Below are 24,062 nucleotides of genomic sequence, written 5' to 3'. Positions count from 1 at the left end.
GCCTGAACTGAGGGCAGTCCGGTGGCGAAAGCAGGACGAGCCCGCCGAGATCGGATCTCGACGGGCTCGGTCGGTGCGACGACTATGCCTTCGCGGCGCTCTCTGCGGCGATCTTGCGGGCGGCGCTGAAGCCGGCCTCGAGGTCGGCCTTCAGGTCGTTGACGTTCTCGATGCCGACGGAGAGGCGCACGAGGCCCGGCGTCACACCGGTCGTGAGCTGCTGCTCCGGGGTCAGCTGCGAGTGCGTCGTCGACGCGGGGTGGATGATGAGGCTGCGCACGTCGCCGATGTTGGCGAGGTGGCTGAACAGCTCCACGTTCTCGACGAGGGCACGGCCGGCGTCGACGCCGCCCTTGAGCTCGAACGAGACGACGGCGCCGACGCCCTTGGGGGCGTACTTGTTGGCGGCGGCGTACCACGGGCTCGACGGGAGTCCGGAGTAGTTGACCGAGGCGACGTCGGGGTGGTTCTCGAGCCACTCGGCGATCTCCTGCGTGTTCGAGACGTGGCGCTCGATGCGCAGGCTCAGCGTCTCGAGGCCCTGGATCAGCGCGAACGAGCTGTCGGGCGACAGGGCCGCACCGGTGTCGCGCAGCAGCGTGACGCGGGCCTTGATGACGTAGGCGATCGCGTCGCCGAGCACGCCCGTGTAGCTGGCGCCGTGGTAGCTGGGGTCTGGCTCGGTGAGTCCGGGGAACTTCGCCGCGAGCTTGGCCCACGGGAACTTTCCGCCATCGACGATGAGGCCGGCGATGACCGTTCCGTGGCCGCCGAGGAACTTCGTGGCGGAGTGCACGACGATGTCGGCGCCGAACTCGAAGGGACGGATCAGGTACGGGGTCGCGATCGTGTTGTCGACGATGAGCGGGATGTCGTTCTTGTGCGCGACATCGGCGACCTTCTCGATGTCGAGGATGTTGATCTTCGGGTTACCGATGGTCTCGGCGAAGAAGGCCTTGGTGTTGGGGCGAACGGCTGCAGCCCACTCCGCGGCGTCATCCTGGTCTTCGACGAAGGTGACCTCGATGCCGAGGCGCGACAGCGTGTACTTGAACAGGTTGTACGTGCCGCCGTAGATCGAGGACGACGAGACGATGTGGTCGCCGGAGCCCGCGATGTTGAGGATGGCGTACGTGATGGCAGAGGAGCCGGATGCGACGGCGAGGGCGGCCGTTCCGCCCTCGAGCGCGGCGATGCGCTGCTCGACGACGTCGGTCGTCGGGTTCATGAGGCGCGTGTAGATGTTGCCGAACTCGGCCAGCGCGAAGAGGTTCTGCGCATGCTGCGTGCTGTTGAAGACGTACGAGGTCGTCTTGTAGATCGGTGTCGCACGGGCGTTGGTCGCGGGGTCGGCCTTGGCGCCGGAGTGCACCTGCTTGGTCTCGAACTGCCAGTCGCTCATTGTTGCTCCTTGTGTGAAAGCTGCGGCGGGCCAATCCCCGTCTGTGCAGCGAGCCTAGGCAGGCCGCCTGTGGCGAACAATGGATGCCGCAATAGGGCGAAACAATCGCCTTGCGTTCACGCGACTACTCATGCGAGAGTAGTCGCGTGTCATCCATTCGCCTGTTCATTCTCGGTTCGCTCGCCGAACGCGGACCGATGCACGGCCACGCCCTCCGCCTGCTCGCCGATGAGGAGAACATCGACACGTGGGCCGACGTGTCGCCGGGGGCGATCTATGGCGCGCTCAAGCGCCTCGCGGGAGAGCATCTCGTCGAGGCCGTGCGGGTCGAGCGGGAGGGCAACTATCCAGAGCGCCAGATCTTCGCGATCACCGCTGCGGGTGACGAGTCGCTCGCCCGCATCCGGCGCGAGTCCCTCGAGACCATCGTGTACCGCCCCGACCCGGTCGACCTCGCACTCGCGCGACTCGACGAGTCGAGTGTCGAGACCCTGGAGCAGACGCTGCGGGGTCGACTCGAGCGGATCACGAAAGACCTCGAAGGTCTCCTGGTGCGCATGGAGCACATCGCCAAGTACCTGACGGTGATCGAGAAGAAGGTCATGCGACACCAGGTGCACCGCCTCATGGCCGAGATCGCGTGGCACGAAGAACTTCTCGAGGCGCTGCCAGAGATCATGTCCGACGAGAGAACGAGAAAGCACCAATGACCACCACCACCCCAGCCGTCGCGCCCGTCGAGGTCAGCCCGAAGCGCGCTTGGATCGCGCTGTCTGTGCTCATGGCAGGCATGTTCATGTCGCTGCTCGACACCACCATCGTCAACGTGGCGCTGCCAACCATCCGCGACAGCCTCGGCGCCTCCGAGGCGACCCTGTCGTGGATCATCTCCGGCTACGCCCTTGCCTTCGGCCTCGTGCTCATCCCGGCGGGGCGCATCGGCGACCGTTTCGGCCACAAGTGGGTCTTTTTCGCCGGACTCCTGCTCTTCACCGCGGCAAGCCTGTGGGCAGGAGTCGCCAAGGACGAGACGCAGCTCATCGTCGCCCGCGTCGTGCAGGGCCTCGGCGGCGGCATCTTCTTCCCCCCGGTCACCGCTTTCGTGCAGCTCATGTTCCCGCCGATGAAGCGCGGCAAGGCCTTCGCCATCATGGGCGCCGTCATCGGCGTCTCGTCGGCCCTCGGCCCGATTGTCGGCGGCCTGCTCATCGAGGCCATCGGCGAGGAGACCGGATGGCGCTGGATCTTCGCGATCAACCTCCCCCTCGGGGTCATCGCCCTTGTCGCCGCGGCGATCCTCTTGCCGTCGGGTGCAGAGGGCAAGAAGCTCTCGACCGACATCGTCGGGCTCGTGCTGCTCGCGGGGTCGCTCGTCGCCGTCCTCGTTCCCCTCATCCAGGGGCAGGATGAGGGCTGGCCGCTGTGGACCTACCTCTCGCTGGGCGGCGGTGTCGCCCTCCTCGTCGCGTTCGCCTTCTGGGAGCGTTCCGTCGTCGCCCGCGGTCAGGAACCGCTCGTGCCGCCGCACCTGTTCTCTCACAAGGCCTTCACCGGCGGCGTGATCCTCGCGCTGGTCTACTTCGCCGTGTTCACGAGCATCTTCTTCACCATCTCCCTGCTGTGGCAGGCGGGACTCGGCCACACGGCCCTCGAGTCCGGCCTCGTGTCGACGCCGTTCGCGATCGGCACCATCATCGGCGCGTCTCAGAGCGATCGCCTGGCCGACCGCCTCGGCAGAACGGTGCTCTCCATCGGCGTCGCCATGCTGTCGGTCGGGCTGCTGGCGCTGTGGCTCATCCTGCTGATCGTGCCTGCCGCCGACCTCACCAGCTGGCAGCTGCTCGGCCCCATGCTCGTCGCCGGACTCGGCAGCGGGCTCTTCATTGCCCCGAACAACCGATTCATCATCGCGACGGTCGACCGGGCAGAGGCCGGTGCGGCCTCCGGCGTGATCGGAACCATGCAGCGCATCGGCAGCGCGATCGGCATCGCGGTGATCGGCAGCATCCTGTTCGGGCTCGTCGACTCCTACGGCATCGCCGGCCCAGCCGACCTCGCGCCGGCGTTCGGCCAGGCGGCGACGGTGTCGCTGTTCACGAGCGCCATGTTCGCGGTCGTCGCGTTCTTGCTCGTCTTCGTGCTGCCGAAGAAGGTCTCGACGCACTAGCCGAGTCGACGGATGGCCTCACTGCCAGCGGCGCGCGCCGGTCGGATCGACCTTCGACTCACGAGCCGGCTTGTCATCCGCGCGGGCGAACAGCCAGCGCGGCTTCGGCTCGACGAGCGGGCTGAACACCCGCCGCACGAGAGGCGCCGTCAGCACGATCGAGATCGCGATGCTCGCCACCACCATGCTCGCCAGCCACATCGCCGATGAGTGCTCGTCTTTGAGGATGCCCGTCTCGCGGATCGGGTAGAGGATGAAGCTGTGCAGCAGGTAGACGTACATCGTCGCCTGGCCGAAGCCGGTGATCCACGTCTGCGACCGGGGTATGAGCACGAAGAACGCGGCGCTCAGCAGGGCCGCGAGCACGATGAGCCCGAGCCGCACGAGGCCCGCCCACCACTCGCTCTCGCCGAGGCCGCGGTAGGAGTCCTCGTAGAAGAACCAGAACCGCAGGTCGATCGCCCGCCACTGCTCTATGCCGACGATCACGACAGCGAGCCACGCCCCGAGCACCAGGACCGCCGCCGCGCGCACCGCCCAGATGGAGCGGCCGAGGTCGAGGAGGCGCTCGGCGAGACCCCACTGCCGCGCCTGCCAGCCGAGAACGAAGAACGGGAGGATGCCGATCGCCCGCGAGAGCGAGAAGGTGCTGTCGACATTGCCGAAGTACCCGACCATGACCGAGAGCAGCAGCGCCCACAGCAGGGGTGCGCGCAGCAGCACGAGGTAGGGCAGCACGAGCCGGAAGATTCCGAGTGCGAGCAGGAACCACAGGGTCCAGCTCGGGTTGGTCGGGTTGAACTCCTGCTTGCCCTCGACGACCCACTGCACGAGGGTCCAGATGGTCTCCATGACGACATACGGCAGCAGGATGTCGCTGAGCACCCTGCGCATGCGCCGCGTCGTCGGGGGCGAGGCCTTAGAGAAGTACCCGCTGATGATGGCGAAGGCCGGCATGTGGAACGCGTAGATGAACAGGTACAGCACGAGGGCGTTGTTCGAGTCGCTCGTAAGCCTCTGGATCGCGTGGCCGATGACCACAAGCGTCACGCTCACGAAGCGCGCGTTGTCCCAGAAGGGCACGCGAGGCTTGGTCGCAGCGGCTGGAGCGGTCATCGCATCCACCCTACCGGCGGTATTTTTGAGGCATGGGTTCTCGTCGAGTCGTTGTCACCGGTGCAAGTTCTGGGATAGGGGCGGCGAGCGTTCGCCTGTTCCGCGAGCACGGCTGGGAGGTCGTCGGCGTCGCGCGGCGAGCAGACCGGCTCGAGGCGCTCGCGGCAGAGACCGGATGCGACGTGTTCGTCGCCGACCTGACAGTGCAGAGCGAGGTGGATGCCCTTCGCGACTACCTGCGTGAGCTCGGCACCGTCGACGCCCTCGTCAACAACGCCGGCGGCGCCATCGGCCTCGACTCCGTCGAGGACGGCGACCCGGCCGCGTGGCAGCGCATGTTCGAGATCAACGTGATGACGGTGAAGCGGGTGACGAGTGCGCTGCTGCCGTTGCTGCGGGACGGGGCGCGCGCGAACGGCATCGCCGACATCCTCACCGTCACCTCGATCGCCGGCCACGTCACATACGAGGGAGGCGGCGGATACAACGCCGCGAAGTTCGCGGCCCATGCCCTCGTGGGCATTCTGCGGCTGGAGCTCGCCGGCGAGCCGATCCGCGTCATCGAGGTTGCGCCCGGCATGGTGCGCACCGACGAGTTCTCGCTCGTGCGCTTCGGGGGCGACCAGGAGCGCGCCGACGCCGTGTACGCCGACGTGGAGCCGCTCGTCGCGGAGGACATCGCCGCGTCGATCGTGCACGCCATCGAGCTTCCACCGCACGTCAACATCGACCTCGTCACGATCAAGCCGCTCGCGCAGGCCGCGCCGCACAAGGTCGTGCGTGGTCCGCTGACACCGAAGGGCTAGCGTGGTGTGATGACAGCTCCTGACGACCGCGAGTCCTTCAGCTACGAGGAGTTCGGGGAGGCGAGCCGGGAGCTTGCCCAGCAGATCGCCGACAGCGGGTTCGAGACCGACCTCGTGGTCGCGATCGCCCGCGGCGGCATGCTGCTTGCCGGCAGCCTGAGCTATGCACTCGGGGTCAAGTCGTGCGGTGCACTGAACGTCGAGTTCTACACGGGTGTCGGCACACGACTGCCGGCCCCGGTCATCCTTCCGCCCCTGCTCGACGCGGCGAGCCTGCGTGGCGCGCGGGTGCTGCTGGTCGACGACGTGTCAGACTCCGGCCGCACGCTCGCCATGGTGATCGAGCTGCTCGAGGCGAGCGGTGCAGAGGTGCGCACGGTCGTGCTCTACACGAAGCCCCACACGGTGCAGGAGGCCGACTTCACCTGGCGCCGCACCGAGAAGTGGATCAACTTCCCGTGGTCGGTTCTGCCACCGGTGAGCGCGGCATGAGCATCCATCTCGTCGGCGGAGGCTGGTCGGATGACTACGACGGCGAGGTCTACCGTGCCTTCCTCGTCGAGGCGGCCGCTCGCGCGCTCCTGAGCGGGCGCGACCTTCCCCGCATCGGCGTGCTGCTCGTTCGCGAAGACCAGGAGACCGCAGAGTCGAAGGCGCGCGACTACATCGACCAGCTGCGGCGGGTGTCGCCGTGCGAGCCGGCCGTGACCTCGATCGTGGAGGGCGAGCTGTTCGCATCCGGCGCCCTCACCGACATCGACGGCCTGCTCATCGGCGGCGGACTCACCCCCGCCTACCTCGACGCCGTCACCCCCATCGTCGACGAGATCCGCCTCCTCGTCGGCGACGGCCTTCCCTACCTCGGGTTCTCTGCCGGTGCCATGATCGCCGCCGACGCCGCGATCATCGGCGGCTGGCGCATCGGATCGATCGAGGTCTGCGGGGAGGACGCCGCAGAAGACCTCGAGGAGGTCACCGTTGTCGAGGGCCTCGGCCTCGTCGACCTCGCGATCGACGTGCACGCCGCGCAGTGGGGAACCCTCTCGCGACTCGTCGCTGCGACGGAAGCCGGGCTGGTCGAGGGCGGTCTGGCCATCGACGAGTTCACCGTGCTCATCGTCGAGGACGACGGGCTTCGCGTCGTCGGCTCTGGCAGCGTGTGGCAGGTGATCGCGCACGACGATGGCGTGCTGGTGAGCACGATCGGTGCCTGATGACGGCACGGCCGCTCGCTGAGCTCGTCGATCCGGGGTGGGCCAAGGCTCTCGAGCCCGTCGCGCCGACCGTGGCCGCGCTCGGGGAATTCCTGCGGGCCGAGGTCGCTGCTGGCCGACCGTACCTTCCCGCTGGCGAGAACGTGCTGCGGGCCTTCAGCTACCCGATGGATGCCGTGCGGGTGCTGATCGTCGGTCAGGACCCGTACCCGACGCCGGGGCACGCCATCGGGCTCTCGTTCGCCGTCGAGCGGCACGTGCGACCCATTCCGCGCAGCCTCGCGAACATCTACCGTGAGCTGAGCGACGACCTCGGCATCGCGACGCCAGAGCACGGCGACCTCACGTCGTGGGCAGAGAGCGGCGTCATGCTGCTCAACCGCGTGCTGACCGTGCGGGAGGGCGTCGCCGGCTCGCACCGTGGTCGCGGGTGGGAGGCGGTGACGGAGGCCGCCATCCGCGCGCTGGTGGCCAGGGATGCCCCGCTCGTCGCGATCCTGTGGGGCAACGACGCGCAGACGCTGCGCCCGATGCTCGGAACGACGCCCATCGTGGCCTCGCCGCATCCGAGCCCCCTGTCGGCGTCCCGCGGATTCTTCGGCTCCAAGCCGTTCAGTCAGGCAAACGAGCACCTTCTCCGCCGTGCGGCGGAGCCGATCGACTGGTCACTCAACTAGCGTTGGTGTCATGACGACGATTGAGATAGCGGGTCTGTCCAAGTCGTTCGGCGCCGTTGCCGCGGTGACCGACCTGACCTTCACCGTGCAGCCCGGCCAGGTCACGGGCTTTCTCGGCCCGAACGGCGCCGGCAAGACCACGACGCTTCGCATGCTGCTCGGCCTTGTGACCCCGAGCTCCGGCACGGCGACCTTCGGCGGCGTGGCCTACCATGACCTCGCTGCGCCCCTTGCAACGGTCGGCACGGCGCTGGAGGCATCGAGCTTCCACCCAGGACGCAGTGCGCGCAACCATCTGCGGGTCTACGCGATCGCCGCCGGCATACCGGCTTCTCGCGTCGACGCCGTGCTCGCGCAGGTGGGTATCGCCGAGTACGCAGACCGTCGGGTCGGCGGTTTCTCGCTCGGCATGCGCCAGCGGCTCGGGATCGCCTTCGCCCTGCTCGGCGACCCGCCCGTGCTCGTGCTCGACGAGCCGATCAACGGCCTCGACCCAGAGGGAATCCGCTGGATGCGGCAGCTGCTGACCTCGCTCGCCGCGGAGGGACGCACGGTGCTGGTCTCCTCGCACCTGCTGAGCGAGGTAGAGCAGAGCGTCGACCGTGTCGTGATCATCTCGCGCGGGCGCCTCGTGCACGAGGGCACACTCGCCGACCTCGAGGCTGGCACCCGCGTCAGCGTCGACGCGCCGGACCGGTCTGCGCTGGCCGCGGCCCTCGTCGCTGCCGGGGCGCGGATAGAGCAGAAGGATGACGGCATCCAGGTCAGCGCCGTCACCGCCGCGGAGATCGGGGCGATCGCCCACCGGGCCGGCGTTCCGCTGAGCCTGCTGAGACCAGAGCAGGCGGGACTCGAGAACGTCTTCCTCGAGCTTGTCGGAGAAACGAGCGAGGGGAGCGGCGCATGACCACTTTCGGCAACGCGATCCGGTCGGAGTTCGCCAAGATCCTCACCGTTCGCATGTGGTGGGTACTGCTGCTCATCCTCGTCGGCTACATGGCCTTCCTCGCCGCGCTGGTCGGGGGCATCTTCGGCGGCCTTGGCGACCAGCTCTCCTCCCAGGGCATGCCGCCCATCCCCGAGGAGTCGATTCCGCCGCTGGTCTACAGCACCGCCTCCTCGATCGGCTACGTCTTCCCCGTGCTGTTCGGCGCGCTCGCCGCCACCTCGGAGCTCCAGCACCAGACACTGACACCGACGTTTCTCGCGAATCCACGCCGCCTCTCTGTGCTCGGGGCGAAGCTCATCGCACTCGGCACCGTCGGCCTCGTCTACGGTCTTGGGGCGCTGGTCGGCGCCGTCGGCCCCGGGGCCGGAATCATCGCGCTGACCGGAGGCGACACCGGGCTCGACTCCAGCGACACATGGGCGCTGTTCGGCCGCATCCTCATCGCCATGGTGCTCTGGGCGGTTGTCGGGGTCGGACTCGGCACCCTCCTGCGCAGCCAGGTGCTCTCGATCGTGGTCGTGCTGGTCTTCACCCAGTTCCTCGAGCCGATCCTTCGCCTCGGGGCCACTGTCTGGGACTGGACGGCGAACATCGGCAAGTTCCTTCCCGGTGCGGCGAGCGATGCGCTCGTCGGGGCGAGCGTGTTCACGATGATGGGTGGCAGCGGGGCGCCCATCGTTCAGCTCGAGTGGTGGCAGGGCGGCCTCGTGCTGCTCGCGATCGCCGTCGCGGTGACGGTCATCGGATACCTGGTCACCTGGCGCAAAGACGTCACGTGAGCGCACGAGCATAAACTCGACTCGTGCTTGAAGAGGAATACCAGCCGCGACGCCAGCTGCCACCGCACCTGCGCAAGCAGCCGGAGCCAGAGGCGCCGTTCGCGTTCACAATTCGCGACGCGGTGGCCTCCGACCTACCCTCGATCCGGGCGATCTACAACCACTACGTGCTCAACTCCGTCGTCACCTTCGATGAGGAGGAGCTGTCGCTGCGGGCGCTGCGGCAGAAGTTCACCAGTGCCAAGAAGCTGGGCATGCCGTACATCGTGGCGGTGAGTCCGAGCGGGCAGATTCTCGGCTATGCCTACGTGTACCCGTGGAAGGCGAAGGCTGCCTACCGCTTCACTGTGGAGAACTCGATCTACCTCGGGCCGGCGTCGACCGGCAAGGGTCTCGGCAAGGCGCTCCTCTCCGCCCTGATCGACAAGTCGCGCGAGGCGGGACTCAAGGAGATCATCGCGGTGATCGCCGACAAGGGAGCGGAGGCTTCGATCGCGCTCCACCGCCAGTTCGGCTTCACCGACGGCGGTCACATGGGCAAGGTCGGCTTCAAGTTCGACCGCTGGATCGGCACCGTGCTGATGCAGAAGTCGCTCAAGTAACGCGCTGCATCCAGGAGCGCAGCCGCCAGCTCCGAGGGCTGCCTCAGCCCTCGGTCGGGTGCGCGGCGCCGAGCTCGAGCAGCACAGCGCCGGCGATCACAAGGCCCATGCCCACGAGCTGCACCCAGGTCAGTGACTCGCCGAACGCCAGCCAGCTGATGATCGCCACGAGTACGACACCGATGCCCGCCCATAGCGCGTAGGCGATGCCGAGCGGCACCCCGCGCGAGAGCGTGAGCGAGAGCATCGCGAAGGCGAACACATAGCCGACCCCGACGATCGGATACGCCCACCACACCTGGCGCTCCCCGCTCGTGAACTTGAGGAAGGTCGTTGCGATGACCTCGCCGATGATCGCAAGCGCGAGGAAGACGTAGCCCATGGCTCGAGGCTACCTAGCCGTAGACCATCGCGTGCGCCTCGTCGGCCAGAGCGAGTGCCTCCTCGTATGCCACGGGACCACCGACCGTCTGGATCACCGAGATCCAGCTGTCGTCGCGCACCATGTTGACGATGGCCGGCTGCTCGTCGGTGTCGCCCTGCTGCCAGTACACGACGACATCGCCCTCGATGCTCTCGTTGAGGCCCTGGTCGATGAGCTGCGCCACGATGGGTGCGCGGCTCGCTGGGCTCACCGGGGCGACGGAGACAGTCACAACACTGATGTCAGTCGTGCCATCGCCCCAGATGCAGGTGATGCCACCCGCTCGCTCCTCTGGTGAGGGGTCGAGTGCGTACTCGAGGCCGTACCGGCCCTCCGGCCCCCCGAGCAGCACGAGGTCGCGATCGCCCTCCAGCGCGGCGATGCGCGCGAGGGGGAGGGCGGCGGCGCAGGTGGCTGGCTGGGTGAAGGTCAGGAGGGCGGCATCCGGTGTCGATGAGGCGGAGGCACTCGGGGAGACCCGCGGCTCGTCGGCGTCGGTGGGCGGAGCCGGTGTGGCGCACCCGGTGATCGAGAGCGCCGCCACGGCCAGGAGGGCGGGGAGTACGGAGCGTGCGCGCATGAGCAGGAATCTAACAGCCGGATGCGGCGCCGTGCTGGGGATGCCCAGCCGACGCCGCACCCGCACAGTTCAGCTTCTCGGCGTCGCCTTGCGCAGTAGGAGGTACCCGGCCACCGCGGCGATCGCTGTGAGCACAAGCGACCAGGCGTAGTTGCCGACCCAGCCGTTGCCAACCAGCCACTCGCCGAGCGAGGCCCATCCGTCGGTGAAGGTCAGCAGTGCGCCGATGCCGATGAGCGCGAAGCCGAGTGCCACGAAGAACACCGTGACGCCGATCGCCTTCCAGCGCACGTAGACCGCGGCGATCGCGGCACCGACGAAGAAGAAGAACAGCAGGAGCGCGAAGAAGATGAAGTAGCGCTCGTACCAGGTGCCATCGCCGAAGTAGACGGCGGTGAACATGCGTCCGCCGAGGCCCCATCCACCAGTCGCCTCCTCGATCGCCGCAAGGATCGCAAGCCCGGTTGCGAAGATCGCGGCGAGGGCAACGAAGCTGAGGCCAGCCCCGAGCACATAGTCGCGCCGAGTGACGCTCAGGCCGAGGGCGAACGAGAACGTCGCGTTGATCGACTGGATCGCCACCACCATCATGTAGATGAAGATGAAGGTGGATGCGCCGCTCCACTGGAAGCCGTCGGCCACTTTGGCGCGGTCGACGCCGTCCTCCAGGCCGCCCATGATGAGCGCCCAGATGGCGACATTGGCAAGGAAGATCGTCAGCAGGATGGCCCACGGCATGACCAGAACGGTCATGGGGTTGACGAACTGCAGCCGCACGACCGCGCTCACCCGGTTCCAGAGGCCGGTGGTGACGGGTGACTCGGTGATGGTGGTCATGCGCTCAGCTCGAATTCCTTATCGGCGACCGTGGTCGTGCGGATGATGAGTTGCTGCAGGGATACCGGCGAGAGCTCGAGGCCCGCGGCGCGTGCGACAGCGCGGTCGGCCTCGTCGAGCGAGGCAAGGGTGACGGAGGCAAGCCCGCCGATGCCCTCACGGTGCAGCACGTCGCGGCCGGCGACGAACGCGTCGACTGCCGATGCGGTGCCGACGACGTTCGACACGGATCCGCGCAGCTCGTCGGCACCCTTGTCGATGATGATGCGGCCGCGGTCGATCACGATGACGTGCTCCAGCAGGTTGCTCACCTCGTCGATCAGGTGGGTCGACAGGATCACCGTGCGGGGGTGCTCCGCGTAGTCGGCGAGTAGTCGATCGTAGAACAGCTGGCGGGCCACCGCGTCGAGTCCGAGGTACGGCTCGTCGAAGAAGGTGAGCGGGGCGCGGGAGGCGAGGCCGACGATGACGCCGACCGCGGAGAGCTGACCTCGAGAGAGCTTCTTGATGCGACGACCTGTCGGCAGCCGGAACTCGTCGATGAGCTGTTCGGCGAAGTCGGCGTCCCAGTTCGGGAAGAACCATGGCGCACTGCGGAAGACGTGCTTCGGCATGAAGTCCTCTGGATAGCGCTGGCTCTCCTTGATGAACGACAGGTTCTGCAGCACGGCGGCGTTCTCGACGGGCGACTGCCCGAACACCGCGATCTCGCCGGAGGTGGCGAACTCCTGCCCGGTCAGCAGCTGCATGACAGTGGTCTTGCCTGCGCCGTTGCGACCGAGAAGGCCGTGGATCGCGTTCTCGCGAATGGTGAAGCTCGCGTTGTCGACAGCGGTGACGCTGCCGAAGCGCTTGGTGAGGTTGCTGACTTCGACTACCGCGGTCACTTGGCCTCCTCCTTTCTGATCAGGTCTGCCAGCTGGTCGGGGGAGATGCCGAGCTTGGCTGCCTCCTCGACGAGTGGGCGGACGAACTGGGTGGTGAAGTGCTCGCGGCGCGTTGCCACGAGTCGAGTGCGTGCGCCGTCGGCGACGAACATGCCAATGCCCCGTTTCTTGTAGAGGATGCCGGCATCGACGAGCAGGTTGACGCCCTTGCCCGCGGTCGCCGGATTGATGCGGTAGAAGGCCGCGAACTCGTTCGTGGAGGGAACCTGGGTCTCCTCTGCGAGCGAGCCTGCGACGATGTCGTTCTCGATCTGCTCCGCGATCTGCACGAAGATCGGTCGGGACTCATCCACCGTGCTCTCCGTTCGCTGGTTCATTACTCATGTAACTAACCAACCAGCTAACCCCCCTCCTGTCAACCCTCTCTTCGCCACAGCTCCAGCTATGGCTTCATGTCGCGCGCTATACCGGGGGCGCCGAGCCCGCAGCTGGAGCTGCGGGGGATTTGAGGTGAGCGCCTAGGCTCGAAGGATGTTCGAGCTGCACCACCTCTCCGCCCGCGAGCAGGGGGACTGGCTGCGCCGTGGCGAGGTGTCGCCGACAGAGCTGGCGCGTCACTACCTCGATCGCATCGACCGGCTGAACGAAACACTCGGCGCGTTCACGACAGTGGCGCCGGATGCCGCCCTCGAGCGGGCCGCCGTCGTGGAGTCCCAGCTGCCACGGTCGCTGCCGCTGTGGGGGATCCCGCTCGGCGACAAGGACCTCGAGCGCAGGGCCGGAGCACGCGTCACCTTCGGATCCCGCGCCTTCGCGGACCATGTCGCAGAGGAGTCGGACGAGGGCGTGCTCGCCAGGGACGCCGCGGGGGCCGTGAGCCTCGGGTCGACCGCCGCGCCGGAGTTCGGGCTGCCCAGCTATACAGAGTCGCTTGTCGCGCCGCCCGCGAGGAACCCCTACGACCTGGCGCTGGGCGCCGGGGGTTCGAGCGGGGGAGCGGCGGTCGCGGTCGCGGCCGGGCTTCTGCCCGTCGCGCCGGGCAGTGACGGTGGCGGCTCCATCCGCATCCCGGCGGCGGCGACCGGCCTTGTCGGCCTCAAGCCATCGCGCGGGCGGGTGCCGTCGGGCTCCGGGTTCCTCTCGACCGCCGGGCTCGTCGTTCACGGGCCCATCGCGCGATCGGTGGGCGACGCGGCGCTCGTGCTCGACGCGCTCGTCGAGGGTGCGCCATCCTCCTTCGCCACCGCACCGCCGACGTGGGACGGCGGCGCCTTCTCGAACGCCGCCCTGCGCGGGGAAGGCCGCTTCTCGATCGGCATCATGACCTCGAGCCCGTGGGATTCCAGCTACGACATCGAGGTCTCCGCCGAGGCCGCCGCGGCGCTCGCGGTGGCCGCCGACGCGCTTGCCGCCATCGACCACGGCCTGGAGGAGTGCGCACTCGAGCCGGATGAGAGCTACGGGCCGGCGTTCCGCACGATCTGGCAGGCGGGGGCGGCATCCATCCCGGTGGAGGGGGAGCGGCTCGCGCTGCTCGAGCCGCTCACGCAATGGCTCGTCGAACGCGGGCGGGAGCTGCGGGCGCGCGACCTCGCCGAGGCGCTGGTGACGCTCACGCGGTTCGAGCGCAGCGTCATCCGTCAGTTCTCGCGCTTCGACGCGGTGATGACGCCAGCGCTCGCCATGACGCCGCGGCCGATCGGCTGGTATGACAGCGAGGATGCCGAGCGCAACTTCGCCCAGCAGTGCCAGTACACCCCCTGGACGAGCTTCGTCAACGTGAGCGGACTGCCCGCCATCACGCTGCCAGTGCACGTCACCGACGACGGACTCCCGATGGGCGTGCAGCTCATCGGGAGGCCGGGCGGCGAGCACACCCTGCTGGCCATCGGCGCCCAGCTCGAGCGGCGCTTCGCGTGGCAGAAGCGCCATCCTCCGCAGTGGTAGCGCTCAGCGAGCTTAGGTAAGGCATGCCTATACTGGAGGCATGACCTTCGAGGAGAGCGGCACCGGATGGAATCCCGGCGTTCGCGACCGCATCCTCCTTGCCGGCACCTCAGATTCGCTCGGCGACATTCGGTTCGTGCTCGCCACTCTGCCGGCCAAGGCCCGCGGGCAGGTGTTCGTCGAGGTCGACTCTGCCAACGAGATCGAGGCCCTCGACGCTCCTCCGCGCTTCTCGATCTGCTGGCTGCTGCGCGATCGCGGACAGCAGCTCGAGCGCTCGGTTGACGCCTGGCTCAGCGAGATGCTGCCGGTGAGCGGCACAGAGGAGCACAGCGTCTACGCGTGGATCGCCTCAGAGGGCGCCCCCCGACTGCTCAGCTCGAACTAGCCCGACTCACCGAGCGCGGCTCAGACCAACCCGACGAGCTCTGCGCTGCGGTCCCACAGCGCGGCGGCAAGTCCGAGGTCGCCGCCCTGCCGAGCGGTCGCGCCATTGGGGATGAGCTGGTCGAAGTACGACCCGTTGCCGGCCGCGACGTCGGGGTCTGTCGCGAGACGGATGAGCGGAAGCGCCCCCTCTGCCACCGGAATGCCGAAGCCGCCCTGCTTGAGCACAGCAGAGATGCGGATGAGCCGCGAGTCGGTGCCGAAGCCCGTCGCGACATAGCCGGGGTGCACGGAGTACGCCTCGAGGCTCGAGCGGCGGGCCAGCTCGCGCATGAACAGCACGGTCTCGAGCTTGGCGGTTCCGTAGGCCTTCCAGCCCCCGAGCCAGGCGCGCTTCTCCCACTCGAGGTCGTCGAGGCGCACGTCGCCGATGCGGTTCATGATGCTCGAGGTCGACACGACGCGGCCACCGTGCTTCTCCAGCCGCTCGCGCAGCAGACCGGTGAGCAGGAACGGCGCGAGGTGGTTGCGCTGGAACGTGCGCTCGTGCCCGTCGACGGTGAGTCCGCGAGGAGAGGTGAGGCCGCCCGCATTGTTGAGCAGCACGTCGATGCGCGGGTACTTCGCGAGCAGGGCCGCCCCGAGGGCACGCACCTCCTGCAGCGAGTCGAAGTCGGCGTAGAAAGCGGTGCCGCGCACGGCTGCCGCGACGGCATCCGTTCGCTCCCTGTTGCGCCCGACGATGGCGAGCCTCCAGCCGAGGTCGTGCAGGCGCGCGGCCGTCTCTGCGCCGATGCCAGCGCTCGCGCCGGTGATGACTGCTGTCTTGATCACTTCGTGTACCCGCCCTTTGTGAGGCCTGCTTCGACCTCGAACCTGTTGGTGCGCGCCGGGACTCCGGCGGCAATGTAGAGCGGGATGAAAGCGAGGCCGTACCGCTTCCACTGGGCGCGGTGCACTGCCTCATGCTCGAGCACGTCGTCGCTGACGCGGTCATGGGTGAGGAAGACGGCGCCGATCGTTGTGCCGCCACGGCCGAAGGCCCAGCGCGGGCACTTGCGCGCGACGATGACGCCACCGGCGCTGCGAATGCGACCGAGGCTGAGGATGCCGCCCCAGACGAGACCGGCGAGTGTTGCGAACCAGTAGCCGGGGCGTGCGACCACCGGGCTCAGCAGCACGCGCCGCGCGCCGGGGATTGCCACCGTGAACTCCGACCACCGCTGCATCGCCCGAACGAACCGCCCCGGGTTGATCGGTCGGACGGTGGATGCCATTCCCTCAGGCTACCGGCGCCCCGCTGGGAGGTTACGCCTCGCTGCGGTAGGTCTCGAGCAGGCGAAGCCAGATCTCGTTCATGGTCGGGTAGGCGGGAACGGCGTGCCAGAGTCGCGCGATGGGAACCTCGCCGACGACGGCGATCGTCGCCGCGTGGATCAGCTCGCTGACATCCGGTCCGACGAAGGTGACGCCGAGGATGACGGAGCGGTCCTCATCGACGACCATGCGGGCGCGTCCCTCATAGCCATCCGCGTGCAGTGATGCTCCCGCGACCCAGCCGAGGTCGTAGTCGACGACCCGGATGCGGTGGCCAGCCGTGCGCGCCGCCTCCGAGGTCAGGCCCACGGATGCGACCTCCGGGTCGCTGAACGTCACCTGGGGCACCGCAGCGTGGTCTGCGGTCGCAACGTTGGACCCCCACGGCTCGTCGTCCACCGACGCGCCAGCCGCCCGTGCCGCGATCACGTCGCCGGCGATGCGCGCCTGGTACTTGCCCTGGTGGGTGAGCAGCGCACGGTGGTTGACGTCTCCCGTTGCATACAGCCAGTCGGTGCCGGTCACGAGCATGGTGTCGTCGACCGTGAGCCACCCGCCGGGTGCGATGCCGACGGAGTCGAGTCCGATGTCTGTCGTGCGAGGCTGGCGGCCGGTGGCGACAAGCACCTCTTCGGCGACGACGGTGGTGCCGTCGCTCAGGTCGAGGGACACCTGGCCGTCGCGCTGGGCGAACACGGGCGTCGTGTTGAGTCGGAGGGTCACACCGCTCTGCTGCAGGGAGGAGGCAACCATGGCGCTCGCGAAGTCCTCCTGCCCGCTGAGCAGCCCGCTGCGGGCTATCACGGTGACGGTGCAGCCGAAGCTCGCGTAGGCCGTGGCGAGCTCGACGGCGACGACGCCGCCGCCGATGATCGCGAGACTGCGGGGAATGGCTGTTGCACTCGTTGCCTCGCGCGGAGTCCACGGCGAGACGCCGGCCAGGCCGTTCACGTCGGGCAGCACGGGGTCGGATCCGGTGCTCACGACGACAGCGTGCCGAGCGGTGAGGGCGCGAGTCGACCCGTCGGGCTCCTCGACCGTCACCTGGCGCACGCCGGATAGCCGTCCATGACCTCGCACCAGGTCGATTCCCGCGGAATCGACCCAGTCGACCTGGCTCGCGTCGTCCCAGTTGTGGGTGAAGCCCGTGCGGCGTGCGAGCACCGCCGCCACGTCGAGCTCGCCGGTGACGGCCTGCTTCGCCCCGTCTACCGCTTTGGCGGCGCGCAGCACGCTCCCGCTGCGCAGTAGGGCCTTGGACGGCATGCACGCCCAGTAGGAGCACTCGCCGCCGACGAGCTCGCTCTCGATGAGCACTGCGGTGAGTCCACCCTGCACCGCGCGATCGGCGACGTTCTCTGCGACCGCCCCGCCTCCGATGATGATGACGTCGTATTCAGTGGTCATCGTGCGCCTTTCGTTTGAATCTACGATCTCACTTCACTGATGCGCTTCTCGAGGATCCTGCGCAGATTCCGTCCTCGCCGCGCCGCCTTCTCGTTGACGCCGAATGAGAAGTCAAGGAGACAAATCGGTCACCGAGGGTCGCAGAGTCTGCCGACGGATCGCTAATGAGAACCTAACTTCTCATCCATCAGCGCCCGACGAAGGTCGCCGGTGTGCGGGTGAGGAACGCCTCCATGCCGATGCGGGCATCCTCGCTCGTCGCCAGTCGCACGAGCTCTGGCTGCAGCGCCTGCTCCGCGGCCGCGTCGCCGTCACGCACCGCGAGCTGGGCGTTGGCGAGGGCCGCCTGCACGGCAAGGGGAGCCTGAGCGGCGATGCGCTGGGCGAGCGCGAGGCCGCGCTCGTACTGCTCGCCGTCGGGAACGACCTCTTGCACGAGTCCGATGCGCAGCGCCTCCGCCGCGTCGAAGCTGTCGCCGGTGAGGATCCAGCGCATCGCGTTGCCCCAGCCCACCGCGCGCGGGAAGCGGATGGTGGCCCCGCCGAAGGGGAGGATGCCGCGGGCAACCTCGATCTGCCCGAACACCGTCGACTGCGCCGCGACGGCGATATCGCTCGCGAGGATCAGCTCGATGCCGAGGGTGAGGCAGGTGCCCTGCACGGCGATCACGACCGGCTTCGACAGCTGCTGGCCGGAGACCTGCCACGGGTTGATGCCGTCGTCACCCGTGATGTCGAGGCCGCTGGCTCCGATGCGCGGCCCGACATCGGCGAGGTCGAGGCCGCCCGTGAAGTGGTCGCCGTGTGCGAAGACGAGCCCGACGCGCAGCTCTGGATCGTTCTCCAGCTGGGCGTAGGCAAGGGAGAGCTCGTGCAGCAGCTGCAGGTCGGCGGCGTTGCGCTTCTCCGGCCGGTTGAAGCCGATGAGCAGCACGTGCCCGTCGCGCTCGATGGTGATGCGGCTCTCGGCCATGTCTGCCCCTTTGCGTGTCGCCCGTTGTTCCATGCTAGCCAGCGGCGACGGCAGGCTAGCGGCCGGCGATCGCCCCGATGACCCGCAGCAGGGTCGGCAGGTCGTCGATCGCGGCGTCGGCAGAGACCGGCGCGAACTGCGCGATGGTCGCACCGGCGATCTCGTAGTCCGCGGCAATTGCCCGCACTGCGTCGACGAGGTGGGAAGCGCCAACGCCGAACGGAACCGGGTTGCCGACTCCCGTGATCTCTGCCGGGTCGAGCACGTCGACGTCGATGTGGATGTACACCGACCTCGCACCGGTCGCCGCGATCGCGGCGAGGAGGGCCTCGGGGGTGGCAAGCTCTGCTGCCTCGATCACGGGAATTGCGTGCTCGGCGATGTAGGCATCCTCGCCGTCGTCGAACGATCGTGCGCCGGCGAGGATGACGCGCGACGGGTGCACGGCGACCGCCGGCACCAGGCCGTCGACACCATCGCCGACGAGCGCCCGCAGCACCATGCCGGCGAAGCACCCCGAGGCGGAGGTGGAAGGCGAGTTGAGGTCGGGGTGCGCGTCGAACCACACGACGGCCATGTCGCCGTCGCGCTGCTCGTTGGCGAAGCCGACGGACCCGAGCGACACGCCGCAGTCACCGCCGATCGTGATGGCGAGCCCGTCGAGACCGGCGAGGGCGTCGCGCGTGCGGTCGTGCACGATCCGCAGAGACCCTGCCCGCGCGACCCCCGTGCCCAGCTCGTCACCAGCCTCGAGGGGGATGTCGACGACGACAGTGGATGCCGCAGGCAGGTCTCCGCGAATCGCCTCCGCGCCGTCGACCAGCCGCATCGCCCGATCGGAGCCGGACGCCTGCCACTGGGGAACGACGACGAAGGAGGCGCTCATGACTACTCGGCGGCTGGAACGGCCGCGGGGCCCGACCCGGAGCCGAGCTTGAGCGAGGCGAGCCGCGCCTCGATCTCCGCCTCCTTGTCGAGGTCTTCGAGGCTGTCGAACTGGGCGTCGAGGCTCGATGCGGCCAGCTCTTGCTGGCCGAGCACCTTGGCCTCCTCGCGCCGCACCTTCTCCTCGAAGCGGCTGATCTCGCTCGTCGGGTCGAGCAGGTCGATGCTCTTGATCGCATCGTGAACCTGCTGCTGGGCGTCGGCCATCTTGGCGCGGGCAGAGAGCTCGTCGCGCTTGGCGCTCAGTTCGTCGAGCTTGGCGCGCATGGCGTCGAGCCCGTGCTTGAGCTTCTCGACGATCTCGGTCTGGGAGGCGATCGACGGCTCTGCGTCACGCGCCTCCTTCTCTGCCGCGAGCTGCTTGCCGAGGGCGATCTTGGCGAGCTTGTCGAACTTGTCTGCGTCGACGTCGTTGCCTGCGCTGCGCAGCTGGTCGCCCTTGGTGCTTGCCGCGAGGGCCTTGCGACCCCAGTCGGCGGCGGCCTCGATGTCTTCCTTGTGATCCTGCTCGACCAGGCGAAGGTTGCCGATGGTCTGGGCGACGGCGCTCTCCGCCTCAGCGATGCTGTTGGAGTAGTCGCGCACCATCTGGTCGAGCATGAGCTGGGGGTCTTCCGCCGCATCGAGCAGAGCATTGATGTTCGCCTTCGCCAGCTGGGCGATTCGTCCGAGGATTGATTGCTTGGCCATGCGCATGCCTTCCTGTTGGCCGGGGCGAGCCCGGCTGAGCGCCTGCGGGGGCAGGCATCCACTCGCGATTGTAACGAGCGCATCATAGCGAGCGGGAGTATGCGCAGCATCAGTGATGCCGCTGCGGCCTCCCTACTGCCAGACTGAGCGCGACGCGGGCCAGTACGGGCCCGCGCGCAACAGGAGGTTTACATGGCTGGTGTTACTGCACGAACTGCCAACTGGCGGCTCTTCGGTGGGTCCGCTCTTCTCATCGCGGGCGTCCTCTGGATTCTCGCCTACGTCGTCGGCACGGTGCCGTGGCTGCTGGCGCTCGCGTTCCTGATCCTCGCGGCTGGGCTCGTCATCGTCGCGCTCGGGCAGACCGGTGGCAACGGCGCCGTCGGTGACTACATGCTCGGCAAAATCGCCCTCATCGTGTTCGCCGCAGGTTGGGTCATCCTCGCGATCGCCCAGCTTGTCGCGCTGCCGTCGATCGCCGTCGTGTTCGCCGGGCTCTTCATCATCGTCGGCGGGCTGCTCTCGGCCTGGGCCATCTACAAGAAGGGCGTTGCCAAGGGCGCAGCTCGCTGGATCCTGTTCGTTCCAGCGGTTGTCGGGGCAATCTGGGCGCTGTCGTTCATCGCAGCGAGCCTCGCTCTGCCGGTGTGGTTCGCCCTGATCCTCGCGATCCTCTTCGCGATCACGGGCGCGCTCTACCTGCTCAACGACCGCAAGATCGGCTAGTGCGGGTTCACCCGACTATCTGATCGTCAGCCGTGTCGGGCTGGTCACCACTGGCCCGCCCGACGCGGCTTCGGCGTCGATCGCCGCGAGCACCTCGTAGTCGCCCGGCACCAGTGTGGTGCCGTCGCACGCGAGGGCCACGGTCGCGGTGCCGTACTCGTAGGACTCGCCGGCTTCGAGGTCGACGGTGGTGCTGCCCGATGGCTGTGCGCTCGTCGCGACGACAATGCCGTCGCGTGTCAGCGCGAACGCCGGCGCGGTCGACACGGCCGTCATCACCTGCTCTGAGCCATCGTTGCGCAGCACGACAGCAGCGTCGATGGATGCCGCACCCGCGTCGACAACGCCCGGCGCCGTCGCGCGCAACACCAGGCCGAGCTCGCTTGGCGGAATCTCGACCACGGGCTCTCCGCAACGGAACAGGTCCGCGGCCGCGACGCTCGACTTGGCGTCCATGAATCCGGTCTCGCCCCCCATCGAGGAGGTCGCGCCGTCGTCGGACTCCGTCATCGGCGCGGCGCCGCCCGCGTCGCTCGCCGTCACGCTGCCGAAGCCCGCGAGCCCGGCGAAGCCACCGTAGGCGAGTGCGCCGACGGTGAGCACGGCAAACGCCCCTGCCCCGAGCAGCCGCGGTGCGCGGCGGGCACGGCTGCGGCGGATGACGCTCGACACATCGATGGTCGGCGTCGGCGCTGTCGGCTCGCCGAACAGGTAGCGGAGGTTGGAGGGCTCGGATGCCATGTCAGTTTCCTGCCTCGTCGGTGTCGGTGGAGAGCGAGACGGCCATCTTCGACAGGCCGTCGCTCAGATAGCGCTTGACTGCCCCAGAGCTGAGCTCGAGGGTCGCCGCGATGTCGTCGACCTTGAGGTCCTCGTTGTAGCGCAGCACGAGGCATGCGCGCTCCCGTGGGCTCAGCTTGCGCAGCTCCTCATGCAGGTCGAGGCGCGATTCCGTCTCTGCCGTTGCGGCATCCTCGACCTCGGGGGCGGCGTTGAGGTGCGCGATGCGGCGCCAGCGCGTGGTGCGCCGACCGCGGTCGACCCAGGTGTTCAGGATGGCGCGGCGCACGTATGCCTCTGCGCTGTCGATCGTGAAGCCGTTGCGCAGTCGGCCGAAGGTCTTCACCAGGGCGTCCTGCACGAGGTCGGCCGCGTCCTCCCGGCTGCCGCAGACGTAGAACGCGTAGCGGGTCAGTGCTTCGCCGCGCTCGGCGACGAGCCGCTGCACCACGCGCTCCCACGCGGGGCTCTGCCCCTCCTGCTCGACCGCTGACACCATCCGACCCTTTCCCTTGCCCTATTAGACGCACAGCGAGGGCAGAACGTTGGGGAGGTCAGTGGCTCGCGAGTCGCTCCTCGAGGATCTGCTGCTGGCGCAGCACGGCCGGCGGCACCCGATCCCCGAATCCCTCGAGGAACTGCCGGGTGGATGCGGCCTCCGCCAGCCACGAGTCGGTGTCGATCTCGAACAGGGCATCCCACGCTCCCTCGGCGAGCTCGAGCCCCTCCGTGCGCACCTCGCCGGGGTGAGGCAGCAGCCCGAGCGGGCTGTCGACGGCAGCCACCTGTCCGTCGACCCTCGCCAGTATCCACTCGAGCACGCGCAGGTTCTCGCCGAATCCCGGCCAGAGGTAGGAGCCGTCGGCGCTGGTGCGGAACCAGTTGACCTGGAACATGCGCGGCATGCCACCCGTCGCGCGCAGCCGCACTCCGAAGTCGAGCCAGTGCGCCCAGTAGTCGGCCATGTTGTAGCCGCAGAACGGCGCCATCGCGAAGGGGTCGCGGCGCAGCTCTCCGATGGTGCCCTCGGCGGCCGCCGTGCGCTCCGACGAGATCGTGGCGCCGAGGTAGACGCCGTGCTCCCAGTCGCGTGCTTCCACCACTAGAGGCACATTGCTCGCGCGGCGGCCGCCGAAGATGATTGCGTCGATGACGACGCCGTGCGGATCCTGCCAGGTGTCTGCGATAGACGGGCACTGGGCTGCCGCTACGGTGAAACGGGAGTTGGGGTGGGCGGCCGGACTGGATGACGCGGGCGACCAGTCACGTCCCTGCCAGTCGAGAAGGTGGTCTGGCGCCTTCTTCGTCAGCCCCTCCCACCACACGTCGCCGTCGTCGTCGAGCGCGACGTTGGTGAAGATCGCGTTGCCCCACAGCGTCTCGATCGCCGTGGCATTCGTCGAGGTGCTCGTGCCAGGGGCCACTCCGAAGAAGCCAGCCTCCGGGTTGATCGCGCGCAGCCGGCCGTCGTCGCCGCGGTGCAGCCAGGCGATATCGTCGCCGATCGTCTCGACTGTCCACCCGGGAAGCGAGGGTGCGAGCATGGCAAGGTTCGTCTTGCCGCACGCACTGGGAAAGGCTGCCGCGAGATGGAACGCGCGGCCTTCGGGACTGGTGACCTTGACGAGGAGCATGTGCTCAGCCAGCCAGCCCTCCTCGCGCGCCATCGACGACGCGATGCGGAGGGCAAACGACTTCTTTGCAAGCAGGGCGTTGCCTCCGTAGGCGGAGCCGAACGACCAGATCTCCCGCTCTGCCGGGAAGTGGCTGATGTACTTCTCCGGGTTGCACGGCCATGGCACGTCGTCGGCGCCGTCCTGTAGGGGAGCGCCGACGCTGTGCACGGCGGCCACCCATGGCGTGTAGTCGGTGATGCCCTCGAGCACCTCTGAGCCCATGCGGGTCATCGTGCCCATGCTGACGACGACGTATGGGGAGTCGGTCACCTGCACCCCGATCCGCGAGAACGGGGATCCGAGCGGGCCCATCGAGAACGCCATCACGTACATCGTGCGACCGCGCATGCTGCCGGTGAAGAGCCGCGAGAGGGTGCTGCGCATCTCGGCGGGATCGCACCAGTTGTTGGTCGGCCCGGCATCCTGCTCGTCGTCGCAGCAGATGAAGGTGCGCTCTTCGACGCGCGCGACGTCGTCGGGGTCGCTGCGGGCGAGGAAGCTGTAGTGGCGGCGCTCCGGGTTGAGCGGGGTGAGGGTTCCCGCCTCGACGAGGCCGCGAAGGAGGCCGTCGCGCTCTGCCGTCGACCCGGTGCACCAGACCACGGCATCCGGCTGCGTGAGGGCGGCGATCTCGTGCACCCACATCGCCAGGCGGTCGCTCGTGACGATCGGCGTCGTCGCGACGCTCTGCTTCACCGTGATGGTCGACATGGATCCTCCTCGCCGGGAACGAACTCGCCGAAAGAATCGGCTCGTGTTTCATTCTTCGCCGAG

General features: G+C 68.3%; 28 protein-coding genes. 12 read left to right on the top strand and 16 right to left on the bottom strand.

The window, feature by feature from the left end; all coding sequences use genetic code 11:
- Positions 1-82: 82 nt before the first annotated feature.
- A complete protein-coding gene (locus AC14A7_RS09525; protein WP_484008444.1) occupies positions 83-1,402 on the bottom strand; it encodes a bifunctional o-acetylhomoserine/o-acetylserine sulfhydrylase in 1,320 nt (439 codons plus the stop codon).
- Positions 1,403-1,548: 146 nt separating this feature from the next.
- Between AC14A7_RS09525 and AC14A7_RS09520 the strand changes: the two genes are divergently transcribed.
- Entirely contained in the window at positions 1,549-2,112 is a 564-nt protein-coding gene (locus tag AC14A7_RS09520; protein ID WP_484008442.1) for a PadR family transcriptional regulator, read from the top strand.
- On the top strand, positions 2,109-3,569 hold the full coding sequence (locus AC14A7_RS09515; RefSeq protein ID WP_484008441.1) for an MFS transporter: 1,461 nt from the start codon (positions 2,109-2,111) through the stop codon (positions 3,567-3,569). Before AC14A7_RS09520 ends, AC14A7_RS09515 begins: the two co-directional genes overlap by 4 nt.
- A gap of 18 nt (positions 3,570-3,587) precedes the next feature.
- Here AC14A7_RS09515 and AC14A7_RS09510 read toward each other — a convergent pair whose 3' ends face one another.
- Positions 3,588-4,685, bottom strand: coding sequence for an acyltransferase family protein (locus AC14A7_RS09510; RefSeq protein WP_484008440.1), 1,098 nt, complete (start codon positions 4,683-4,685; stop codon positions 3,588-3,590).
- A 32-nt stretch (positions 4,686-4,717) separates the two neighbouring features.
- Here AC14A7_RS09510 and AC14A7_RS09505 point away from each other — a divergent pair, with 32 nt between their 5' ends.
- Genes AC14A7_RS09505 through AC14A7_RS09475 form a run of 7 tightly spaced genes read left to right on the top strand, consistent with a single transcriptional unit; the run spans position 4,718 to position 9,712 of the window.
- Positions 4,718-5,491 carry an SDR family oxidoreductase gene (locus tag AC14A7_RS09505; RefSeq protein WP_484008439.1) on the top strand — a complete coding sequence of 258 codons (774 nt, stop codon included), beginning with the start codon at positions 4,718-4,720 and terminating at the stop codon, positions 5,489-5,491.
- Between the two features lie 9 nt (positions 5,492-5,500).
- The gene (locus tag AC14A7_RS09500) at positions 5,501-5,983 is read left to right on the top strand and encodes a phosphoribosyltransferase (protein WP_484008438.1); all 483 of its coding nucleotides are present in this window, start codon (positions 5,501-5,503) and stop codon (positions 5,981-5,983) included.
- A complete protein-coding gene (locus AC14A7_RS09495; RefSeq protein WP_484008436.1) occupies positions 5,950-6,705 on the top strand; it encodes a Type 1 glutamine amidotransferase-like domain-containing protein in 756 nt (251 codons plus the stop codon). Before AC14A7_RS09500 ends, AC14A7_RS09495 begins: the two co-directional genes overlap by 34 nt.
- Entirely contained in the window at positions 6,705-7,382 is a 678-nt protein-coding gene (locus tag AC14A7_RS09490) for a uracil-DNA glycosylase (RefSeq protein WP_484008435.1), read from the top strand. Before AC14A7_RS09495 ends, AC14A7_RS09490 begins: the two co-directional genes overlap by 1 nt.
- 10 nt (positions 7,383-7,392) lie before the next feature.
- Positions 7,393-8,289, top strand: coding sequence for an ABC transporter ATP-binding protein (locus AC14A7_RS09485; RefSeq protein ID WP_484008434.1), 897 nt, complete (start codon positions 7,393-7,395; stop codon positions 8,287-8,289).
- Entirely contained in the window at positions 8,286-9,110 is an 825-nt protein-coding gene (locus AC14A7_RS09480; protein WP_484008433.1) for an ABC transporter permease, read from the top strand. The genes AC14A7_RS09485 and AC14A7_RS09480 overlap by 4 nt, the downstream gene beginning before the upstream one ends.
- A gap of 23 nt (positions 9,111-9,133) precedes the next feature.
- Complete coding sequence (locus tag AC14A7_RS09475) at positions 9,134-9,712, top strand: N-acetyltransferase family protein (RefSeq protein ID WP_484008431.1); 579 nt, start codon at positions 9,134-9,136, stop codon at positions 9,710-9,712.
- Between the two features lie 43 nt (positions 9,713-9,755).
- On the opposite strand, the gene AC14A7_RS09470 is transcribed toward AC14A7_RS09475, so the two are convergent.
- The 5 genes from AC14A7_RS09470 to AC14A7_RS09450 form a co-directional block, all read right to left on the bottom strand.
- Positions 9,756-10,094: a DMT family transporter gene (locus AC14A7_RS09470; protein WP_484008430.1), complete on the bottom strand. Its 339-nt coding sequence runs from the start codon at positions 10,092-10,094 to the stop codon at positions 9,756-9,758.
- Positions 10,095-10,107: 13 nt separating this feature from the next.
- Positions 10,108-10,716: a hypothetical protein gene (locus AC14A7_RS09465; protein WP_484008429.1), complete on the bottom strand. Its 609-nt coding sequence runs from the start codon at positions 10,714-10,716 to the stop codon at positions 10,108-10,110.
- Between the two features lie 69 nt (positions 10,717-10,785).
- A complete protein-coding gene (locus AC14A7_RS09460; RefSeq protein WP_484008428.1) occupies positions 10,786-11,553 on the bottom strand; it encodes an ABC transporter permease in 768 nt (255 codons plus the stop codon).
- A complete protein-coding gene (locus AC14A7_RS09455) occupies positions 11,550-12,440 on the bottom strand; it encodes an ABC transporter ATP-binding protein (RefSeq protein WP_484008426.1) in 891 nt (296 codons plus the stop codon). Before AC14A7_RS09455 ends, AC14A7_RS09460 begins: the two co-directional genes overlap by 4 nt.
- The gene (locus tag AC14A7_RS09450; protein WP_484008425.1) at positions 12,437-12,817 is read right to left on the bottom strand and encodes a GntR family transcriptional regulator; all 381 of its coding nucleotides are present in this window, start codon (positions 12,815-12,817) and stop codon (positions 12,437-12,439) included. The genes AC14A7_RS09455 and AC14A7_RS09450 overlap by 4 nt, the downstream gene beginning before the upstream one ends.
- 154 nt (positions 12,818-12,971) lie before the next feature.
- Between AC14A7_RS09450 and AC14A7_RS09445 the strand changes: the two genes are divergently transcribed.
- Both AC14A7_RS09445 and AC14A7_RS09440 read left to right on the top strand, forming a co-directional pair.
- Positions 12,972-14,387, top strand: a complete 1,416-nt coding sequence (locus tag AC14A7_RS09445; RefSeq protein WP_484008424.1) for an amidase — start codon at positions 12,972-12,974, stop codon at positions 14,385-14,387.
- A 40-nt stretch (positions 14,388-14,427) separates the two neighbouring features.
- Positions 14,428-14,775: an SIP domain-containing protein gene (locus tag AC14A7_RS09440; protein WP_484008422.1), complete on the top strand. Its 348-nt coding sequence runs from the start codon at positions 14,428-14,430 to the stop codon at positions 14,773-14,775.
- Between the two features lie 20 nt (positions 14,776-14,795).
- On the opposite strand, the gene AC14A7_RS09435 is transcribed toward AC14A7_RS09440, so the two are convergent.
- The 6 genes from AC14A7_RS09435 to AC14A7_RS09410 all read right to left on the bottom strand — a co-directional run bounded on the left by AC14A7_RS09435 (position 14,796) and on the right by AC14A7_RS09410 (position 20,106).
- Positions 14,796-15,608 carry an SDR family NAD(P)-dependent oxidoreductase gene (locus tag AC14A7_RS09435; protein ID WP_484008421.1) on the bottom strand — a complete coding sequence of 271 codons (813 nt, stop codon included), beginning with the start codon at positions 15,606-15,608 and terminating at the stop codon, positions 14,796-14,798.
- A complete protein-coding gene (locus AC14A7_RS09430; protein WP_484008420.1) occupies positions 15,605-16,051 on the bottom strand; it encodes a hypothetical protein in 447 nt (148 codons plus the stop codon). Before AC14A7_RS09430 ends, AC14A7_RS09435 begins: the two co-directional genes overlap by 4 nt.
- Positions 16,052-16,082: 31 nt before the next feature.
- A complete protein-coding gene (locus AC14A7_RS09425) occupies positions 16,083-17,498 on the bottom strand; it encodes a dihydrolipoyl dehydrogenase family protein (protein ID WP_484008419.1) in 1,416 nt (471 codons plus the stop codon).
- A 187-nt stretch (positions 17,499-17,685) separates the two neighbouring features.
- Positions 17,686-18,471, bottom strand: a complete 786-nt coding sequence (locus AC14A7_RS09420) for a crotonase/enoyl-CoA hydratase family protein (protein WP_484008417.1) — start codon at positions 18,469-18,471, stop codon at positions 17,686-17,688.
- A gap of 55 nt (positions 18,472-18,526) precedes the next feature.
- Entirely contained in the window at positions 18,527-19,357 is an 831-nt protein-coding gene (locus tag AC14A7_RS09415) for an arginase family protein (protein ID WP_484008416.1), read from the bottom strand.
- Between the two features lie 2 nt (positions 19,358-19,359).
- Complete coding sequence (locus AC14A7_RS09410; RefSeq protein ID WP_484008415.1) at positions 19,360-20,106, bottom strand: PspA/IM30 family protein; 747 nt, start codon at positions 20,104-20,106, stop codon at positions 19,360-19,362.
- A gap of 192 nt (positions 20,107-20,298) precedes the next feature.
- Here AC14A7_RS09410 and AC14A7_RS09405 point away from each other — a divergent pair, with 192 nt between their 5' ends.
- Positions 20,299-20,832, top strand: a complete 534-nt coding sequence (locus tag AC14A7_RS09405; RefSeq protein ID WP_484008414.1) for a hypothetical protein — start codon at positions 20,299-20,301, stop codon at positions 20,830-20,832.
- Positions 20,833-20,847: 15 nt separating this feature from the next.
- On the opposite strand, the gene AC14A7_RS09400 is transcribed toward AC14A7_RS09405, so the two are convergent.
- The 3 genes from AC14A7_RS09400 to AC14A7_RS09390 are packed head-to-tail and all read right to left on the bottom strand — an operon-like array spanning position 20,848 to position 23,999.
- A complete protein-coding gene (locus AC14A7_RS09400; protein ID WP_484008413.1) occupies positions 20,848-21,573 on the bottom strand; it encodes a hypothetical protein in 726 nt (241 codons plus the stop codon).
- Between the two features lies 1 nt (position 21,574).
- Positions 21,575-22,108, bottom strand: coding sequence for an RNA polymerase sigma factor (locus AC14A7_RS09395; RefSeq protein WP_484008411.1), 534 nt, complete (start codon positions 22,106-22,108; stop codon positions 21,575-21,577).
- 58 nt (positions 22,109-22,166) lie between these two features.
- Entirely contained in the window at positions 22,167-23,999 is a 1,833-nt protein-coding gene (locus AC14A7_RS09390; RefSeq protein ID WP_484008410.1) for a phosphoenolpyruvate carboxykinase (GTP), read from the bottom strand.
- Positions 24,000-24,062 lie beyond the last annotated feature (63 nt).

Source organism: Conyzicola sp. (assembly GCF_057073975.1).
This window is presented reverse-complemented; position numbering and strand designations above follow the sequence as displayed.

Coding starts and splice junctions, on each gene's coding strand:
- AC14A7_RS09490 (WP_484008435.1), top strand. CDS start 6,705: ATGACGGCACGGCCGCTCGCTGAGCTCGTCGATCCGGGGTGGGCCAAG.
- AC14A7_RS09405 (WP_484008414.1), top strand. CDS start 20,299: ATGGCTGGTGTTACTGCACGAACTGCCAACTGGCGGCTCTTCGGTGGG.
- AC14A7_RS09410 (WP_484008415.1), bottom strand. CDS start 20,106: ATGGCCAAGCAATCAATCCTCGGACGAATCGCCCAGCTGGCGAAGGCG.
- AC14A7_RS09485 (WP_484008434.1), top strand. CDS start 7,393: ATGACGACGATTGAGATAGCGGGTCTGTCCAAGTCGTTCGGCGCCGTT.
- AC14A7_RS09500 (WP_484008438.1), top strand. CDS start 5,501: ATGACAGCTCCTGACGACCGCGAGTCCTTCAGCTACGAGGAGTTCGGG.
- AC14A7_RS09440 (WP_484008422.1), top strand. CDS start 14,428: ATGACCTTCGAGGAGAGCGGCACCGGATGGAATCCCGGCGTTCGCGAC.
- AC14A7_RS09420 (WP_484008417.1), bottom strand. CDS start 18,471: ATGGCCGAGAGCCGCATCACCATCGAGCGCGACGGGCACGTGCTGCTC.
- AC14A7_RS09430 (WP_484008420.1), bottom strand. CDS start 16,051: ATGGCATCCACCGTCCGACCGATCAACCCGGGGCGGTTCGTTCGGGCG.
- AC14A7_RS09510 (WP_484008440.1), bottom strand. CDS start 4,685: ATGACCGCTCCAGCCGCTGCGACCAAGCCTCGCGTGCCCTTCTGGGAC.
- AC14A7_RS09390 (WP_484008410.1), bottom strand. CDS start 23,999: ATGTCGACCATCACGGTGAAGCAGAGCGTCGCGACGACGCCGATCGTC.
- AC14A7_RS09450 (WP_484008425.1), bottom strand. CDS start 12,817: ATGAACCAGCGAACGGAGAGCACGGTGGATGAGTCCCGACCGATCTTC.
- AC14A7_RS09470 (WP_484008430.1), bottom strand. CDS start 10,094: ATGGGCTACGTCTTCCTCGCGCTTGCGATCATCGGCGAGGTCATCGCA.
- AC14A7_RS09445 (WP_484008424.1), top strand. CDS start 12,972: ATGTTCGAGCTGCACCACCTCTCCGCCCGCGAGCAGGGGGACTGGCTG.
- AC14A7_RS09400 (WP_484008413.1), bottom strand. CDS start 21,573: ATGGCATCCGAGCCCTCCAACCTCCGCTACCTGTTCGGCGAGCCGACA.
- AC14A7_RS09505 (WP_484008439.1), top strand. CDS start 4,718: ATGGGTTCTCGTCGAGTCGTTGTCACCGGTGCAAGTTCTGGGATAGGG.
- AC14A7_RS09515 (WP_484008441.1), top strand. CDS start 2,109: ATGACCACCACCACCCCAGCCGTCGCGCCCGTCGAGGTCAGCCCGAAG.
- AC14A7_RS09425 (WP_484008419.1), bottom strand. CDS start 17,498: ATGACCACTGAATACGACGTCATCATCATCGGAGGCGGGGCGGTCGCA.
- AC14A7_RS09480 (WP_484008433.1), top strand. CDS start 8,286: ATGACCACTTTCGGCAACGCGATCCGGTCGGAGTTCGCCAAGATCCTC.
- AC14A7_RS09465 (WP_484008429.1), bottom strand. CDS start 10,716: ATGCGCGCACGCTCCGTACTCCCCGCCCTCCTGGCCGTGGCGGCGCTC.
- AC14A7_RS09415 (WP_484008416.1), bottom strand. CDS start 19,357: ATGAGCGCCTCCTTCGTCGTCGTTCCCCAGTGGCAGGCGTCCGGCTCC.
- AC14A7_RS09460 (WP_484008428.1), bottom strand. CDS start 11,553: ATGACCACCATCACCGAGTCACCCGTCACCACCGGCCTCTGGAACCGG.
- AC14A7_RS09525 (WP_484008444.1), bottom strand. CDS start 1,402: ATGAGCGACTGGCAGTTCGAGACCAAGCAGGTGCACTCCGGCGCCAAG.